10 protein-coding genes are annotated in these 16,322 nt (G+C 55.7%); 5 read left to right on the top strand and 5 right to left on the bottom strand.

Annotated elements, in window-relative coordinates:
* The first annotated feature begins 406 nt into the window (after window positions 1–406).
* A complete protein-coding gene (locus tag J3U88_RS32560) occupies window positions 407–1,609 on the top strand; it encodes a DUF7005 family protein (protein ID WP_207863306.1) in 1,203 nt (400 codons plus the stop codon).
* Window positions 1,610–1,662: 53 nt separating this feature from the next.
* The gene (locus J3U88_RS32555) at window positions 1,663–3,219 is read left to right on the top strand and encodes a TolC family protein (protein ID WP_207863304.1); all 1,557 of its coding nucleotides are present in this window, start codon (window positions 1,663–1,665) and stop codon (window positions 3,217–3,219) included.
* A 579-nt stretch (window positions 3,220–3,798) separates the two neighbouring features.
* Here the strand turns inward: J3U88_RS32555 and J3U88_RS32550 are convergent.
* The 4 genes from J3U88_RS32550 to J3U88_RS32535 form a co-directional block, all read right to left on the bottom strand.
* Window positions 3,799–5,016, bottom strand: a complete 1,218-nt coding sequence (locus tag J3U88_RS32550) for a JmjC domain-containing protein (RefSeq protein WP_207863302.1) — start codon at window positions 5,014–5,016, stop codon at window positions 3,799–3,801.
* 27 nt (window positions 5,017–5,043) lie between these two features.
* On the bottom strand, window positions 5,044–6,096 hold the full coding sequence (locus J3U88_RS32545; protein WP_207863300.1) for a hypothetical protein: 1,053 nt from the start codon (window positions 6,094–6,096) through the stop codon (window positions 5,044–5,046).
* A 299-nt stretch (window positions 6,097–6,395) separates the two neighbouring features.
* Window positions 6,396–6,554, bottom strand: a complete 159-nt coding sequence (locus tag J3U88_RS32540; protein ID WP_207863298.1) for a hypothetical protein — start codon at window positions 6,552–6,554, stop codon at window positions 6,396–6,398.
* A 144-nt stretch (window positions 6,555–6,698) separates the two neighbouring features.
* Window positions 6,699–8,132 carry a radical SAM/SPASM domain-containing protein gene (locus tag J3U88_RS32535; protein ID WP_207863287.1) on the bottom strand — a complete coding sequence of 478 codons (1,434 nt, stop codon included), beginning with the start codon at window positions 8,130–8,132 and terminating at the stop codon, window positions 6,699–6,701.
* A gap of 691 nt (window positions 8,133–8,823) precedes the next feature.
* Between J3U88_RS32535 and J3U88_RS32530 the strand changes: the two genes are divergently transcribed.
* The 3 genes from J3U88_RS32530 to J3U88_RS32520 all read left to right on the top strand — a co-directional run bounded on the left by J3U88_RS32530 (window position 8,824) and on the right by J3U88_RS32520 (window position 15,367).
* Window positions 8,824–9,996 carry a JmjC domain-containing protein gene (locus J3U88_RS32530; RefSeq protein ID WP_207863285.1) on the top strand — a complete coding sequence of 391 codons (1,173 nt, stop codon included), beginning with the start codon at window positions 8,824–8,826 and terminating at the stop codon, window positions 9,994–9,996.
* 298 nt (window positions 9,997–10,294) lie between these two features.
* Window positions 10,295–12,451 carry an NHLP family bacteriocin export ABC transporter peptidase/permease/ATPase subunit gene (locus tag J3U88_RS32525; RefSeq protein ID WP_207863283.1) on the top strand — a complete coding sequence of 719 codons (2,157 nt, stop codon included), beginning with the start codon at window positions 10,295–10,297 and terminating at the stop codon, window positions 12,449–12,451.
* 12 nt (window positions 12,452–12,463) lie between these two features.
* On the top strand, window positions 12,464–15,367 hold the full coding sequence (locus tag J3U88_RS32520; protein ID WP_207863281.1) for an NHLP bacteriocin export ABC transporter permease/ATPase subunit: 2,904 nt from the start codon (window positions 12,464–12,466) through the stop codon (window positions 15,365–15,367).
* A gap of 54 nt (window positions 15,368–15,421) precedes the next feature.
* Here J3U88_RS32520 and J3U88_RS32515 read toward each other — a convergent pair whose 3' ends face one another.
* Complete coding sequence (locus J3U88_RS32515) at window positions 15,422–16,294, bottom strand: lysozyme family protein (protein WP_207863279.1); 873 nt, start codon at window positions 16,292–16,294, stop codon at window positions 15,422–15,424.
* Window positions 16,295–16,322: the final 28 nt, after the last annotated feature.

Genomic DNA, 16,322 nt, shown 5'->3' with positions numbered 1-16,322 from the left:
GTTTTCTTGGCGTTTGGTTTAACCAATTCGTAATGGCATAGATACCCGATCAGGATGCTGGGAATAAAGGATTCAGGCTTCAAGCCGGTAGGAAACGTGCTGGCTTTTTTGGGCGTGACCTGGTATTCTTTGCGCGATTCAAAGTATGGCGTATTTGCATATCGGTGTCTCTTTTCTTATGATTTGAACGTCCGATTTTTTGTCGTGTTCTGTATGCCGTGTTGGCACAAAAACGACACCTTATGGAAACGCGAACGAGGAACCTAGCCGCCGGCTGTTTTTCCCGCTTCTTCCCTTGGGAACCCGGCGCCCGGCCGTCCGCCCTACGCGCCGATTACTTTTCGGTTGCGTCGTATGGGTGGTGGGTGGTCCCGGTTGCTTTTCTTCTCAACCCCGCGAGGTACACGTGAACCAATCTTTGAGAACCCAGTCCCGCGTCCAGATTTTGGCTGCTTTTGGCGCCTCGGACGCCGTCGCGGCGGAGTTGGCGGCTTACAATGGGCCGCCGGAATGGGATGAACAGGCTCTAACCCGTTTTCTTCAAGCGGGTTTGCCGCTGTCTTCCGAAGCTTCCGTCACCATTTGGCGTGAATGGGCCGAGCAGGCGCACGACCAAGGGGTTTGGCCGGTCTTGCGTTCCTGTTTACCCCAGCTCGCTTTTCCCATTGCCGCCGGCATGAGCCAAGATCCCGATTACCGTGCCGCTACTTTGCGGGGACAACCCGTCACTGAATTGGCCGGGGCCGAGGGCTTGATCCTGCGCAGCCCCGAAACCCTGACCCTCCACCTTCATCAGGGTTTGGGCGGTGCCGTTCCCGTCATCACCGCGCCGGATCGACACGACTTCACCTGTTTGGTGCGTGCTTTGGCCAAGCGAAACGAACCCAAGCCGTTACCTGACTCGATGGGCGCAATCATGATTTCCGGCCTGGCCAATTGGGCGCGGATTCATCGTTTCCGTGAGAACTGGGAGGCGCGACACCCGGATGGCGATTTTGCGGACACGGGCATGCCCGAGATGCTGCAGGACAAGGCGCACTATTGTGATCGCCTGATCATTTTGGGCGAATCACCCTACAGCAATGTACCCGCGGATCAATTGACCCTGATGGGTGAGCCGTTGGACCAGGCTGATTGGTTGCGGCGTTCCCGACTGCTGCGCTTGGAGCATGAGGCGACCCATTACGCGGTGTTGCGTTTGCTCGGATTCATGCGCACCAACCTGCACGATGAATTGTTGGCCGACTTTATGGGGATTTGCGCCGCCGCGGGTTCCTTCCAACCCACGTGGTTCCTGACGTTTCTGGGATTAGAGCGGGCTCCCGTGTACCGTGAAGGCGGGCGTTTCCAAAATTATTGCGCTGATTTGAGCCAAGCCGCACGTGCCGTTTTGGCTGCCTTGGTAGTTTCCGCCGCTGAACAAGTGGCGCGTTTTGACCGGGCCGAAAACGGCGGTTGGGACGGGGCTTTTGGTCGCGCGACGACCTTGCTGTCCATGGCCGTTCACAGCCTGGAAGAGATCGCCGCGCCCGACGGGGCCGAGCGGTTGGCCGCCAAAAAGAAAACCTTTGATGTCTTGTTGCGCAATCCTTCTCCTTGCCCCGTGTGAGGCATCCAGTCTGGCTGTTTTTTTACCCCATCCTTCCAAAGCGAGTTCTGTCGATGAAAACCACCGCTTCTGTTTTGACTTTGTCCCTTGGGTTTAATGCTGTTCCCCGGCTTTTTATGGCGCTTGTTCTGGTGACTTTTGGTGGCGTCGGCTTGTTCGCCGCCGAACCCAAGTTGGACCTGGTGCGCTGTATTGAATTGGCCTTGGCTCACGACCCCGAAATTGCTTTGGCCCGTGAGGATGTCAACTTGGCCGAGGCGGCTTTGCAGTTTGAGGCGGGTACCTTTGATTACCAATTTGAGGTCGGTTCTTCTACCCAGCGTGATCGCATTCCCACCGCGGACGGTGGCAATACCGATACGGACACGACGCGGCTCAACGCTTCCTTGGTAAAAACCTTCCGATCCGGGATTGAGTTCACCCCGTCGCTGTCCCTTGAACGCCGCGATGTGCATCACAACGACAGCAGCACGCGCAATTCGGCCGATGTTTCGCTTTCCCTTTCTTATCCCTTGCTTCGCGGGCAGGGCCGCGACATGGTGACCGGGCGTGAGCGTGCCGCCGAACGCGCATTAACCGCGACTGAATACCGTCGGCGTTTTCGCATCGCCCAACGCACCTTGGCGACCATAAACGCTTATTGGCGGTATTGTGCCGATCTTCGGCGTTTGGAAGTGGTCAAAGAAAGCGAAGCCCGTTCCACCCGATTGGTGAAAGAAACGCGTGCATTGATTGAGGCGGGTGAGACGCCGGAAAACGAGTTGTTACAGTTGCTTGCGAATGAAAACGACAAGCGGGCGATCCGCATTGATACCCGCAACAGTGTGTTCCAATCGCGTCATAATTTGGGTCTGGTGATGGGCTTGACACCCGCGCAGATCGCCGCCTTACCCGCGGTTGCCTCCGCTTTCCCCGAGCCGGCCTTCATGGGCGAAGGTGCGTTACCCGAGTCGGTGAGACTCGTGGTTACCGCGCTTGAACAACGCGCCGATTTGCGCGCGCTTCGTTTGGACGGCGAGGCCGATCAAATTCGCTATGCCTTGGCGACCGATGGCTTGAAACCGGATTTGAGCCTCAATGTGGAAGCCGGCTACGATACTCTGCGTGAGGGGTCCGGCTTAGGAGAATGGTTGGCGGCCGTGTCGCGGCGGACACCTGGCGCCAATTATGCGGTGGAACTCAGCTATAAGCTGCCGCTTGGGCGCAAAACAGCCAAAAGCGATGTGCGCCGCGAGGGGGCACGGCTTGAGCAAACGCGCTTGTCTTTAAAAGACTTGGAGCGACAGATCGGCTTGCAGGTGATGATTGCTTACGAGGATTTACAGCGTGCCTTAGAGACCTTGGAAGCCGTGGACCAGTCGGTTGGTTATTACGAACTAGCCGTGGCCAACGAGCGCAAGAAGCTCAAATTGGGGTTCTCAACCTTGATCGATTTGATCAGTTACGAGGATCGCCTGACCTCGGTGCTGTTGCGTAAAATCGAGAGCCAGGCCCGTTTGTGGCAGGCTTTGGCCGACTTGCAATTTGAGACGGGGTCTTTTGATCGGATGGACATGTCCGCGTTGGATCAGGCGGCGGTTCTGGCTTTTCCTCGCGCGGAGACGCGCTAACTCGGCTGGTGACGGCGGCAGTCAAAGCGCTTCAAAAGGGGCGAAGACCCGCCGCGTAAGCGCCTTTTCGGTGAGCGTAGGATAGTGACCCAGGCTCAAGAAGAGATGCTGAATGGTATTGGGTTTACTCAGGAATGGGACCTGCCGAGACGGTGTTTTTGTACGTTTTATTTGATGCCCGGAAGCGTGCAATGATGGCTTGTTAAGTCTAAATTCGTCTTACTAAGTTATTGGCCATGTCGTTCGTGTGGCACGTTTTGACTTTTAAAGTTGATTTTTCGAGCAAAGCGCATTGGATATACATCGCCGTCCTATGGTGCGAAACCATGAGCCGATGCTAAATCTAAAGCACGATTAGGTAGGTGTTTGACATGGTTAAAAAGAAGGTGTTCATAAAATAGTATCTTAATTTGGTGTCCGGGAATGGGATCGCTGCCTCGTTTGTCGCGTCGGCGGTCGTTCCTCACGGCTTGGGACCTGGGACCTTCGTCCGTGGTGAACAACAAAGTTGATGTTGCGACCTTCGTCCAGTTCGCGGTTCTTCCATACATTATATATAGGTGAACCCAAACCTTTTCTTCAGGTGTGCACTGTTCCCGGTTCGGAAAAAGTGAGCAGCCCGCTGATGATCAGACGTCGGGCCAGCAGGACTTTGGCGTTTTCACTAAGCCCGCCGCCGATGGCCGACACCTGAAATTCGGGGGTGGTCGCGATAAAGTTCATCGCGTCGGCCAGGGAGGCCGGGCCGCGTACTGAACCGCCCGCGAAAATGATGTCGCTTTGTTGGTCGTCGACCGTAACCCAGGGATGGACGCCCTCGCGGTGGCGCAGGCGATCATGCCCGTCCAAATGCTGTAACCGCTCGAGCCAACGAAAGTGACCGTCGGCCGGGGCGGGGGTGCGTTCGTGCAAATTGCGGCGGAACTGCTGGATGATGTCGCTCGGCGCCGCGCCCGTCAGCATTTGGTTGGCAAGGCGGGTCGCCTGTTCTTGCAAAAGATCGCTTTGCGGGTTTTCAAACTGATCCGGTCGAATCGCTTGGCGCATTTCCGGCATGGTGGCTCGTGCACGTTCCAATGCTTCTTGAAACACATCGAACCAGGTCACGCTGTCAAAACCAATCGTCAGATGGAGCGAGAGTTCGTCGTGCGTCGACGGCGCGTGAAGCATGCCGCGCGGGACATACATCAAGTCGCCGGGTTGCAGGGTGGCATCGACCAGCAGTTCGCCATAGTTTTCGGGTGCCACTTTGAAACGGTCCGAAACACGGCTGGGCCAAGCCATGGCGTGTTCATAAACCAGCCAGTGTTTGCGCCCACTGATTTGGAGGATGAAGGCGTCCTTGGTATCGAAGTGGGTGTTCAGACCGTTGCAGCCCGGTGGCGTGAAAAAAATCGTGGCGTGGGCGTGTTGGTGGAAACAGCGTTCCAGTTGTCGGCACAAGGCCGCCACGCCGGGGTGACGTTTTTCCACCCCGTATAACTGCAGCGTTTTGCCCTGTTGGTAAAAGGCCTCAAACAGCTTGGCCATGTTGGGGAGCCCGTCGGCTTTTAGGTAATCGCCGCCGTCGTGTTTGCCTTGCTTGACGACAATCAGTTCGTCGGGTGTCCAGCCCCCGGTTTGCAGGACTTCGTCTACCGCCGCGAGGCTGAACAGCTCTTGGTAAAAATCACCGGCCCGTTGCTGGAGGTGCAACAGCTTTTGATCCCAATGCTCCCCGATAAAGGTTTGTGCATCAAAGGGTTGCAGCAACCAATCAAGGTTGAGGGTGGTTTGGGGGGAAAGCGTTGTGGTCACGTCGACGGCTCCAGGACTTGAGGCGAATTAATAAGCACCGACACCCGGTGTTTGGGCGCCGGCGAATTCGTGGGCTTCGACCGGATGGTCGAGGCGTTTTTTAAGGTAGGGATGAAGGTTCGGCCATTTTTTGGCGTCCGCGTTTAGGACTTTCGTAATTTGAGCCGCCATCTCGCCCGGTTGCGTCGCGCAATCGTTCATAAAATCAATCAGCGTGGCGTACCAAATAGCGGAAATCCCTTGGGGCGTGTGGGTTAAGAATTGGATCAGGGCCTTAAGGTAGCCCGTTTGATCGCCTTGCGCGCGTGCTTGCCGCACTTTGACCCAATCGAATACTTTGGGGTGGACCACCTGCGCGTCGTCGATCAGCTCGGGATTTTGTTGGAGACCCTCGTAAAAAGGGACCCATCCTTCATGGTTCTCTAGATCAAACAGGGCAAGGGCTGCTTCCTTGGCGACCTGGGCAATCATGTTCGAGAGTAAGGTGTTGGTAAAGGTAAGGTTGTTGCGGTTCCAGGTGTGGTGGACCGGAAGGTCGCGGCGACGGCCTTCTAAGTAGCCGACAATCGCGCCGCCCAAACGCATGGCTTCCGCCGGCCGTTTGGAACGCAGGTGGACCCGCATAAAGTTGTGCGCCGCCTGGATTCGGTGCAATTGCAAAACCCGGTAACCGTATTGACGCTCTAATTCCAGATCGGCATCCATCGCCGCGAACACCCGGTTTTGCGCACCCTGGAAATCGCGGTGGCGATAATCCAAATAGGCTTGGGCCGCTTCCAAGGAGGATAAACCGAGCAGGGCGATCTCGCGTTTGGTTTCCGGTGCTTCGATGGTGTCGCGCGACTGTTGAAACAGCTCGGCGGCTTCCTCGAGTTCACCGTGACGGGCTGCTTCGAGTCCTGCTTTGTTGGTGTCCCACATGGCGCGGACCACCTGACGCAAGTCTTCCGGGATTCGGGCTTCTAAGGCTTGTTGCAGCAGTTCAGGGAAGCGGGGTTCTTTTTGAGGCGCCTCGGCTTTGGCCCATCCCAACAGGCCGGCGCGGTAAGCTTTGTAAACGTCGTAAAGTAAATCATCCATCAGGGACTTCCCTATCTGCTTCAAACGTCTGTTCAGACGTTTTCGGAGCGGCAACAGCCGTGTCCGACCGTTGAAAGATTCTGCCGCCGGTGAGGTACGCGGGTTCGATCACGGCGCGTTTTTTCAAAAACCGAAGTTGGCCGGCTTGTTCATTCTCTACGAACCGTTTTGACACGGTCCAGGTTCGGCGGCGGGCCGCCATAAGGGAAGGGAGCCAATGGTTCCGACAAATGCGGTGTGCCCTGGATCCCCGTCCCCATGGAAAGCACATCTCAAAAGATGTGCTTTACCTGGCTGGATTAGCAGCCTTCGTCGCACCAGGTGTTGTCGCCTTCAGCGAAGAGTTCACGGCTGCTGCGCGCGCCACCGGATACATCCTCCAGCTCACCTTCTTCCAACTCAACTACTTTTTTTACTTCTTTTTCTTCTTGTTTGGTTTCTTCTTTCTTGTTAGTCATTGCGATACTCCTCTGTAATGATTGAAGATAAATAATCATTTGATCGGTTATGCCCCTTATTGAGCAATAAAGAGGCGGGTTGACGGGTTGATACACTTCTCCCCATCGAATCGCTACCGCTTTCCCATGGGGATTCGTGCGGTTTTAAACGACGGATACTTGCCGTGAATCACTGTTGAGGTTAAATGCCTCCAGCAGTTCACCTTTGGGGTTAAACCGCGTCGTGATACATGGCTGCCGGTTTTCTTCAATGCGAATCAGGGGACAATGCACCCCTTGGCAGGCCGGTAACACCGCGCACTTTTGGCATTGGGAATCCCGTTGGAAGGCCGGCTCGGTCCAGAGCGCCATTTTGTCTGGATCCAATACCATGTTGCCTTCTTTATCAAAATGACCGACGACGTTGTGGTCGGCAGTATCCAAGGCGATGGTACATTTCATGATTTTGCCGGTTGCCCCGATCAAGAACGAGTAGGGACGGGCGGCGTAACAGGCTTGGCGGCCGAATTGGTTGAAATTCTTGATGGTAAGAATGTTCAAACCGCGTTTTTTGGCTTCTTTTTTCAGGTCGGCTTTGATTAAGGCGCGTTCGCCGCGGGTGCCACACACGTCGAGTTTTTCGTCGTTGTCGCCACCCCACTTGCCGACACCGTGGAACGCCAGATGGAAACGTGGGTCGTCGCCCATGCCTTTTTGGATCAAGTCCAGGAACGGATCCATTTTGCTGTAGTTATTGCGGTCGAAGTTCACGCGAATGCGAACGTTGAAATCGTCCTTGCGTTTGGCCATCGACTTGAGGTTGTTGTAGATCGTCTCAAAGGTTTCGCTGCCGTCACGTGCCGGGCGGCTGCAGTTGTGGCTTTCGGGCGGGCCGTCCAGGGTGATCTGGTACTGGGTGATGCCCCAGGACAGGCAGGCTTCGGCTTTTTCCGGGGTGAGCAGGTAACCGTTGGTGGTCATGTTGCCTACGAAACGCAGGTCGTGTTCGTCGGCTGCTTCCTTAAAAAAGGGGGCCAGATCTTTCACGGCCGGATAACCGTAGAGCGGTTCACCGCCGAACCAACTCACCAGCAGGCTGTCGAGGCGGTCGAGGCGGTCCGTGACCATTTTCTTAACCGCTTTGCGGACCTCGGGGCGCATCGTACCGCGCGCAAATTTTTCATAGCAGTAGTGGCAACGGAAGTTGCAGTCTTCGCTGGCCAGCAAGATCAGGTGAAGGGTGTTGGTGCGGTAGTGCTGGCGGCCGAACATGGCCTCGAAGCGACGCAACTCATCGGCGCCCTCTTTGACCAGGTAGCCGCGTTTGGCCATGTAGGCGGTAAAACCTTCTTCTTTGGCTTCAAAGCCCTTGCGCGCCAACATCTCGCGTACCCGGGGGGCGTCGCTTGGATCGAAGGCGCTCATGGCGCGGGTAAGGGTGTTCCAGAGAACCATTTGTCCGTTGTCGGCTTTGGCGCGAATGTTAAACCGAGAAGGCACCCAACGGGTTAGTTTGGGCGCGGTTTCCGTTTCAACCTCAACCTGCCCGGAGTCGTTTAAGTCGTGGGGTGAGACGGAGAGAATGTTGCTCTGTTGCATTGTGAAAAAATCCTTAATGAGAACAAGTGCTTCAAAAATAAGCACATACTGGGCAAACGCTAGGGGTTGCCTTGGTGTTGTGGCGATTGTGTGGGGGTTTTGAGCTTGTACAAAATAGGGGTCTATAAACCAATCAATGAAAGTGAAAGACGCATCACGACGGGACCGTGGACAAGCGGCAATACCCAGACCTTATAAACGAGAATGGTCATGGGGTAAGTCGTTCGCGTGCTTAGGAACTGAATAAGACGATTTTCCGGGTGCCGGGTTATTTTCGGCTTGGCTGGCCGGTCGTCTTTTTACTTCAAAATCGTGTCTTATTTCTTTTATCGCGCTTCGTGGGTTGATTTCAAGCGTATTTTTTACGAGGTCTAGATTGGTTTTGACCCTGATTTGACCTAAGTTCAATGGAGGCAAGTGCCTAGCTCGTTAATCTAAGTGGAACAAATTTTTAACTCGCTTTTTACATGGGGGCTGGTTTAGCCTAAAAGGCCAGACGACGCCGGTGTTTCGACAGTTGTTGAAAATCCGAAGTCGGGGCTTGGTTCGTGAGATGTTCCTGGAATAAATGGTGGCTTTTTGCCCTTTTGAGTGAGCTTTCTTGGCTGCGTACTGAATCCTGGTTTCTTTTATTTTATTTTGAGCGGCAGTCGTCTTGTGTGCCTCTGTTTACGCGGAGAAAGGATATGCCGTGAACTTAGAAGATCTTTTATTCGACCTTCCTCTTGAGCAATTTTTTGAAAATTATTGGGAACAAAAGGCTTTATCCGTTGTTTCCGATCACCCCGAGCGGTTTTCTTCGCTTTTTTCCCTGGCTTCGCTTGACCAATTGCTGAGTGGTTTACCCGAAAAGAGGTTGACCCTTGCCAAGCAAGGGGCCGAGACGCCCGTTTTGGTTCCTGAATTTCTCGGTGGTTTGTCATTGAGCGCCTTGTACGCCCATTACGCCGACGGTTACACCCTCGTCGTTAATGACTTGACCGATCTCCAGCCCGCGGTCGGTGCGCTCTGCACCTCCCTGAGCCATACACTTGGCGCGCGGGTTGCCGCCAACTTGTACGCGACCCCCCGGGAATCAGCCGGTTTCGGTCCGCATTGGGATGAGCATGACGTGTTTATTCTGCAGCTCGAAGGGTCCAAGGCGTGGCGGGTCTACGATTCCGGGCCCGAGTTACCGCGAATATTGCCAAAAACCCTTGAAGGGAAAAGTGAACGGAGTGTGCGCGAGCCGGGCGAACCTACCATGGAACTCCAGTTACGGGCGGGCGACGCGCTTTACTTACCGCGTGGCACCGTTCACAACGCGTTTACCGAGGATGCGCATTCATTACACCTTACCTTGGGTATTTACACGAAAACCTGGGAACAACTCATCATTGCCGCCGTGCAAAACGCCGCTCAGCACCTTGTGGGTCTGCGCCGGGGTTTGCCGCCGGGTTATCTGTTCCGCGAAAACGATTCATCCCACCAACACATCTTCAAAAACTTGCTCACCGAGATTGCACAAGCGGCCGAACTCACCCCGGCCAAAGATGTTTTGGCCGAGCAGGTTTTGGCCTCGGTTAAACCCTGTCCTTCCCAACATTTCACCCAGTTGAATGACTTGGCTTCCCTCGACTTGGACACCGTTGTTGCCCGCCGTCTGGACGCACCCTTCCTGTTGCGGGAACGCGATGCCGTGGTTTCTTTGTGTTTTCCCGGTAATGTGCAAAAAGCGCCGGCCAAGGTTAACGAAGCTTTTCGATTTATTGCCGAAGCGACCCGTTTTCGCGTAGGCGATATGCCCGAATCCCTGGGTGACCAAAGCAAGATCCTTCTGGTCAAACATTTTGTTTCAAAGGGGTTTTTGCATGTCGTCGACTAACGCCTGGTTCGGGTTTGGATGCGAACCAAGGCCTTTGATGGTGAAAACCATGGTTTTTTTCCTGCGAAGGCTTTTTTAGAATCCGGCTTGACCTCCGCCCATCCCGTCCTGTTAAAGTTAGACCCAGACAACTTCGTTTTTATGATTTTTCTCGGCTGCCTTGCTTTTTGAACGGTGGGCGGTTTGATGACCGCGGGTTATTCGCGGCGTTTTCAAGATGTCACTTATTTTTGGATGTTCCTCGTGTTTCGGCTGAGCCGATGGATCGCCGGGATCATCCTCGTTGCGAAAAGGTCCTATGCGTAAAAAGAAACCAATGCCCAAACGGAAGAAAACGCCTTCCGTCATCCAAATGGAAGCCGTTGAATGTGGTGCCGCTTCGCTTGCCATGATTCTGGCGTATCATGGCCGACTTGTGCCTTTGGAAGAATTGCGGGTCTCCTGCGGGGTTTCCCGGGATGGCGTCAAAGCCAGTAACATCCTCAAGGCCGCCAGGCGTTATGGTCTGACCGCCAAGGGTTTTAAGACCGAACCGGAAAACCTGTTTGACATGGCGCCGCCCGCGATTGTGCATTGGAACTTTAACCATTTCCTCGTTTATGAAGGTCGACGGGGCAACTGGGTTTTCCTGAATGACCCCGCCTCGGGTCCGCGCAAGGTCACCGTGGAAGAATTCGACCACAGTTTTACCGGCGTTGCTCTGACCTTTGAGCCCGGCCCCGAATTTCAGCGCGGCGGTGTGATAAACACCATGACCGCCATGCTGCGGAGCCGGATTCGCGACGTGCGCTCCCTCGCGCTGATCATCCTCGCCGGTTTAATGCTCGTCATTCCCGGTTTGTTGACACCCATTTTTTCCAAGGTTTTTATCGACAACATCTTGATCCAAAACATGACCGGCTGGTTTCGACCGCTAATTCTGGGCATGGTGTTTATGGTTTCGATTCAGGCACTCCTCACCTGGTTTAAAGAGTATTACCTGCTGCGTCTGGAAACCAAATTGACCCTTGCCGAGTCCTCCCGCTATCTCGGTTATTTGCTCCAGTTGCCGATGGTTTTTTTCTCTCAGCGTTATTCCGGTGAACTGGTAAACCGCGTCGGCAACAATGATCGTGTCGCCGATTTGCTCACCCACAAGCTGACCGCCGCCGCCCTCGACATGACCACCGTTGCCTTTTATGCCCTGCTGATGATGTTTTTTGACCCCTTGTTGCTGATGGTGGGTGTCATGATTGCCATGACCAACCTGTTGGTGCTGCGCTCCGTGGCGAGCATGCGGGAAACCATGAACGTCAATTTGATGGTGGATACCGGCAAAATGTTTGGTTACGGTGCCACTGGTTTGCGGCTGATCGAAACCTTAAAAGCGAGTGGCGGTGAAAATGACTTTTTCGCCAAGTGGTCCGGTTACCAGGCCAAGGCCGTCAATACCTACCAGCGCCTGGGCCGCGTGAATTACTTAATTGCCGTCGTACCGCCGTTTTTGACCAATTTCAACACCGTTGCCATTCTCTGCTTGGGCGGGTTACGCGTCATGCAGGGCAGCATGACGCTGGGTACCTTGGTTGCCTTCATGGCCTTGATGAAAAACTTCATGGGGCCTTTTAACAAATTGGTTGGGTTGGGTGCCGATTTCCAACAGGCCAAGGGGTTTATGGCGCAACTCGACGATGTGTACCAGTACCCCAGGGATCCTTGTTTGCGGGAACCGGAAGAAGAACAACCCGTCAGCAAGCTTTCCGGGCACATCCAAATTCGCGATTTGGCTTTTGGTTACAATCCCCTTGAACCCCCGCTGATCGAGGACTTTAACCTCGAACTCCGCCCAGGGCAACGGGTTGCGTTGGTAGGCAGTTCCGGGAGCGGCAAGTCCACCGTGGCCAAACTGGTTACCGGCATTTTTCAGCCTTTGGACGGTGCCATTCTTTTTGACGGCAAGCCGCGCGAGGCGTATCCGCGGGAAACCATGGTGAACTCCTTGGCCGTGGTCGACCAAAACATTTCCATGTTTGAGGGCACCATTCGCGAGAATTTAACCCTTTGGGACAACACCATTACCGACGAGCAGTTGGTTCAGGCCGCCAAAGACGCCGCCATCCACGAAATGATTACCGAACGACCCGCCGGCTATGACAGTCGGGTCGAAGAGGCCGGCGCCAACTTCAGCGGCGGTCAACGGCAGCGTTTGGAAATTGCACGTGGGTTTTTGAATGATCCCACCATTCTGGTGATGGACGAGGCGACCAGCGCCTTGGATACCGAAACCGAAATGTGGATTGATGACGCCGTCCGCCGACGGGGTTGCACCTGTATCATCGTCGCCCACCGTTTGAGCACCATCCGCGATTGCGACGAAATTGTCGTGATGGAGCGCGGCAAGATCGTACAACGTGGGAACCACGAGCAACTTATGGAACAGCCAGGACATTATGCCGACCTGGTCAAGAGCATGTAGGAAGGGTCCGCGATGAGTGCCTTTTTCAGTCATTTAGAATCTTTTGCCGAAGTGGTGTCCGCCGCCGGCAATGAACGGGTCGACCTCGGCGATGCGGACAACGTGTGGTTTGTGAAGTCCGGCAAGTTGGACGTGTTTTTTGGGTTTCCCGAACCCGACCATCGCGCACCGCGACCCAACCATTTTCTGCGCATGGAAGCCGGCTCCTTGATTTTTGGCCTGGAACCCGCCGCTTCCGGGCCCAATCCCTTGCTGACCGGGGTTGGCACCAACGGCGGATCGCTGATCAAACTGTCGCGGCGGCAACTGACCCAAATGTCGGCCGAGCCCGATTGGGCCGGGGAGATCGCACGCCGCCTGGATGATTGGTTAACCGCGGTTGCCAACGCGCTTTTCTCCGAGCCGACCCCGAAAAATCACCATCAGCTCGGGGGCGAACAACAACAGAACTTTGCCGCCGACGATGTGGTTGTCTGTGCCGATGCACCGCGCTGGGTGCGCTTTCCCAAAGGTTCCGCGCGACCGTTTAACCATGACGGGGTGGATGCCGTCGACGGCTCACGCTTTTTTCCTCTGAGTGGCGGTGCTTGGCTTCAAACGGATTGTGAGAGTGAGGCAGAGATCCTCGCCACCGAGCGCCTGTTGGCCGAACCCGATTGGGAACAGCATTTGGACCGTTATCACGACAATGTGCTGGCCTGGCTGCACCGGAATTACCGCGCCAAACGCGAGGCCGAACACCGGCGTTGGAACCAAAAGGCCTTGAATGAAGAACGCATGGTGGACGCCACGTGGGCGCGGTTCTCCGGGGTGACCGGGGCCGATGCCGCCCAGGTGGTGCCGGCCGAGGTGCGCGGCGACGGGATGCTGGCCGTGTGTGCGCTGGTGACCGATGCCGCCAACATCAAACTCAATACCGAGGCGTTCGCCGGCATGAAAGGCAGCCCGACGCTGGCACAAGTGAGCCGCCGGTCCGGGTTCCGCTACCGCCAAGTGGTGTTGGCCGGGGAGTGGTGGCGTGAAGAAAACGGTCCCTTGTTGGGGATCGACGCCGAAAGCAAACGGCCCATTGCCTTGCTGCCGAGGCGAGGCGCGCGTTACGACGCCGTCGACCCCGTCAGCGGACGTCGGTGGCGGGTAAGCGATAAGAACATCGCAACCATCTCGCCCACCGCCTTTATGTTTTACCGTCCCTTGCCCGCGCGCGCCCTGAACTTTTTCGACCTGGTGGCCCACGTTCGTTTCGGTATTTTAGGGGAATGGGTGACGCTGCTCGCCATGGCCGTGGCCATCGCCTTGCTCGGCCTGACCGTGCCGATGGGGATTGGGATGGTTTTCGACATCATCATTCCTCAATCGCAACCCATTAGTCTGGTTGTGGTTGCCGCCGGCTTGGTGATTGCCGGTTTGGCCAAGGCCGCCATGTCCTTGGTGCGCGGTTTGGCGCTCCTGCGCCTGGAAGGCAAAATCGGCCCGTCCCTACAGGCGGCGGTTTGGGATCGCATCTTGTCTTTGCCCGTTCCGTTTTTTCGCGATTACAGTTCCGGCGATTTAATCAAACGCGCCATGGGGTTCATGCAAATCCAGCGCAGCCTTTCGGGTCCCGCGATCACCACGCTGATTAACGGCGTGTTCAGCGTCTTTTACCTGGCCCAACTCTTTTTGATTAGCCCTCGGCTCGGCTGGGTCGCCTTGGGTTTGGTGGTACTGGCCTTGGTTCCCCTGACCTTGTCATTGGTAAAGGTGCGCCTTGAGCGCGACGCCAACCAGATCGAGGGGCGTCTTACCGGATTGCTCCTGCAACTGATTGGCGGCGTTTCTAAATTGCGGGTGTCCGGTTCCGAGGCGCGTGCTTTTTCCGCCTGGGCCGAATCCTTCGTGGCGCTCCGGCGGCTTACCTACCGTTCCGGCTTGATTGAAGCCTTGGTACGCACCTGGAACGGCATCAACATGCAACTCTCGACCATCGTGCTGTTCATCTTTATGATGATGCTGCAAGAAGATCAGGCCGGGCTCAGTGTCGGCGCCTTCATTGCCTTCTCCGCCGCCTTTAGCCTGTTCCTGGGCGCCGCCCTGCAACTTTCAGACACCGCGGTCATGATGTTCTCCCTGTTACCCGTTTACGAACGGACCAAACCCATTCTTGAGGCCATACCCGAGACCGCCGACGAGGGTTTGGTGGAGCCCGGTGAACTGAGCGGTTCAATTGAGGTCGGCCACCTGACCTTCCGCTACCAGCCGGAAGGTCGCGCGATTTTGGACGATTTGTCTTTTACCATCAAACCCAACGAATTTGTGGCCCTCGTCGGCCCGTCGGGCTCCGGGAAATCCACCTTGCTTCGCATGTTGTTGGGTTTTGAAAAACCGGAATCGGGCGCTGTCTATTACGACGGTAAAGAGTTGGCCGGTTTGGATTTACAAGAAGTACGTCGCCAAATCGGCATCGTGCTGCAAACCAGCCAATTGGTGCCGGGCAGCATTTATCACAACATCATCGGTTCCTTGCCCCTGTCCGAAAAAGACGCCTGGGAAGCGGCCGCCATGGCCGGGATCGACCAAGACATCCGCGACATGCCGATGGGCATGCACACCGAGGTTTCGGAGGGGGGTGGTACCTTGTCCGGTGGCCAGGTTCAGCGGTTGATGATCGCGCGCGCTTTGGCCAACAAACCGCGTGTTCTCTTTTTCGACGAGGCCACCAGTGCCTTGGACAACAAGACCCAGGCCATTGTTACCGCGAGTTTGGATCGTTTGAAGGTGACCCGTGTCGTCATTGCCCACCGCTTGAGCACCATCGTCAATGCCGACCGCATTTTCGTGCTCAAGGACGGCAGCTTGGTGGAAAGCGGCAATTACGAGGCATTGATGGCCCAGGGCGGAATTTTTCACAAACTGGCGCGCCGCCAAATTACCTGACCACGCCGGCTTACCGCGACGGCAAAACAGCCGTTACCCGTTGAAATACGTGGCTTAAGTCGAGAGATTGTTGGCTTTTGCGACGATTTGGGCCAAGGTCTCAATCGGGTCCGCGCTCAAATCGTAATCGCGGTTGGCGGCATCGATTTGGTTGGCGAAGTCCCGCTCGTAGGGATCGATTTTGGAAGCGCGCCGCGCCAGCATTGCTTGAAAACCTTGCGCCTCAGCCCGCGTCCCCTCGGGGAGCACACCCAACTGGTGCGCTTCGTAGAAACGGCGTTTGGCGAGGCCCGCGTTTTTGCTACCGTTGGAGAAATAACGGATTTGGAACCAGGCCTCCGCGCGATCACCCTGATAAAGCGCTTTGGTTAAACCCGGTCCAATCAAGCTGGGCGCGTTGTAGGTTAGCGACAGCAGCGCAACCGCCTCGTGGGACCCCGCCAGCGCGGTCGATAATTCCTCGGCCGCCGCCTCACCCAAATGGGTTTTGAACCGGCCCTTCAACATGGCCGCGTAATCGGGCAGGTTTGTTTTCAGCAGGGCATAGGCTTGTTCTTGGCTGAGCAGGGGCAAACCGGTGGGATTGGTGTCGGGTGCTTCGCCCGCGCGCCAGGTGGGGATCAGTGCAAAAGCCGCCTCGGGGTTTTTTTCGTTGAGACCCCGTGCGCAGCCGTTGACCAATTCGTCCAATTTACGGCTTTGCTCCAGGGTGAAAACAATGCCTGCCTTCTCAAAAACGACTTTTAAATCGGGCCTTACCATCCAGGAGCCGCCTGATTGAACGACGAGGGCAAAACCGATGCCCCAGGTAGGTACCCCGAGATGGTCGGTGTATAGCCGGGGAATCAGGGTTTCGACCTTTTCCAAAAAAGGTAAACAGGCTTGGTCGAATGAAGCGACACTGTCGTAGGGGCGCGCGGTAATCATGGGTTCCTCGCTGTTCAGTTTTAGGGAG

The sequence above is a fragment of the Acanthopleuribacter pedis genome (assembly GCF_017377855.1).
Classification (GTDB): domain Bacteria; phylum Acidobacteriota; class Holophagae; order Acanthopleuribacterales; family Acanthopleuribacteraceae; genus Acanthopleuribacter; species Acanthopleuribacter pedis.
This window is presented reverse-complemented; position numbering and strand designations above follow the sequence as displayed.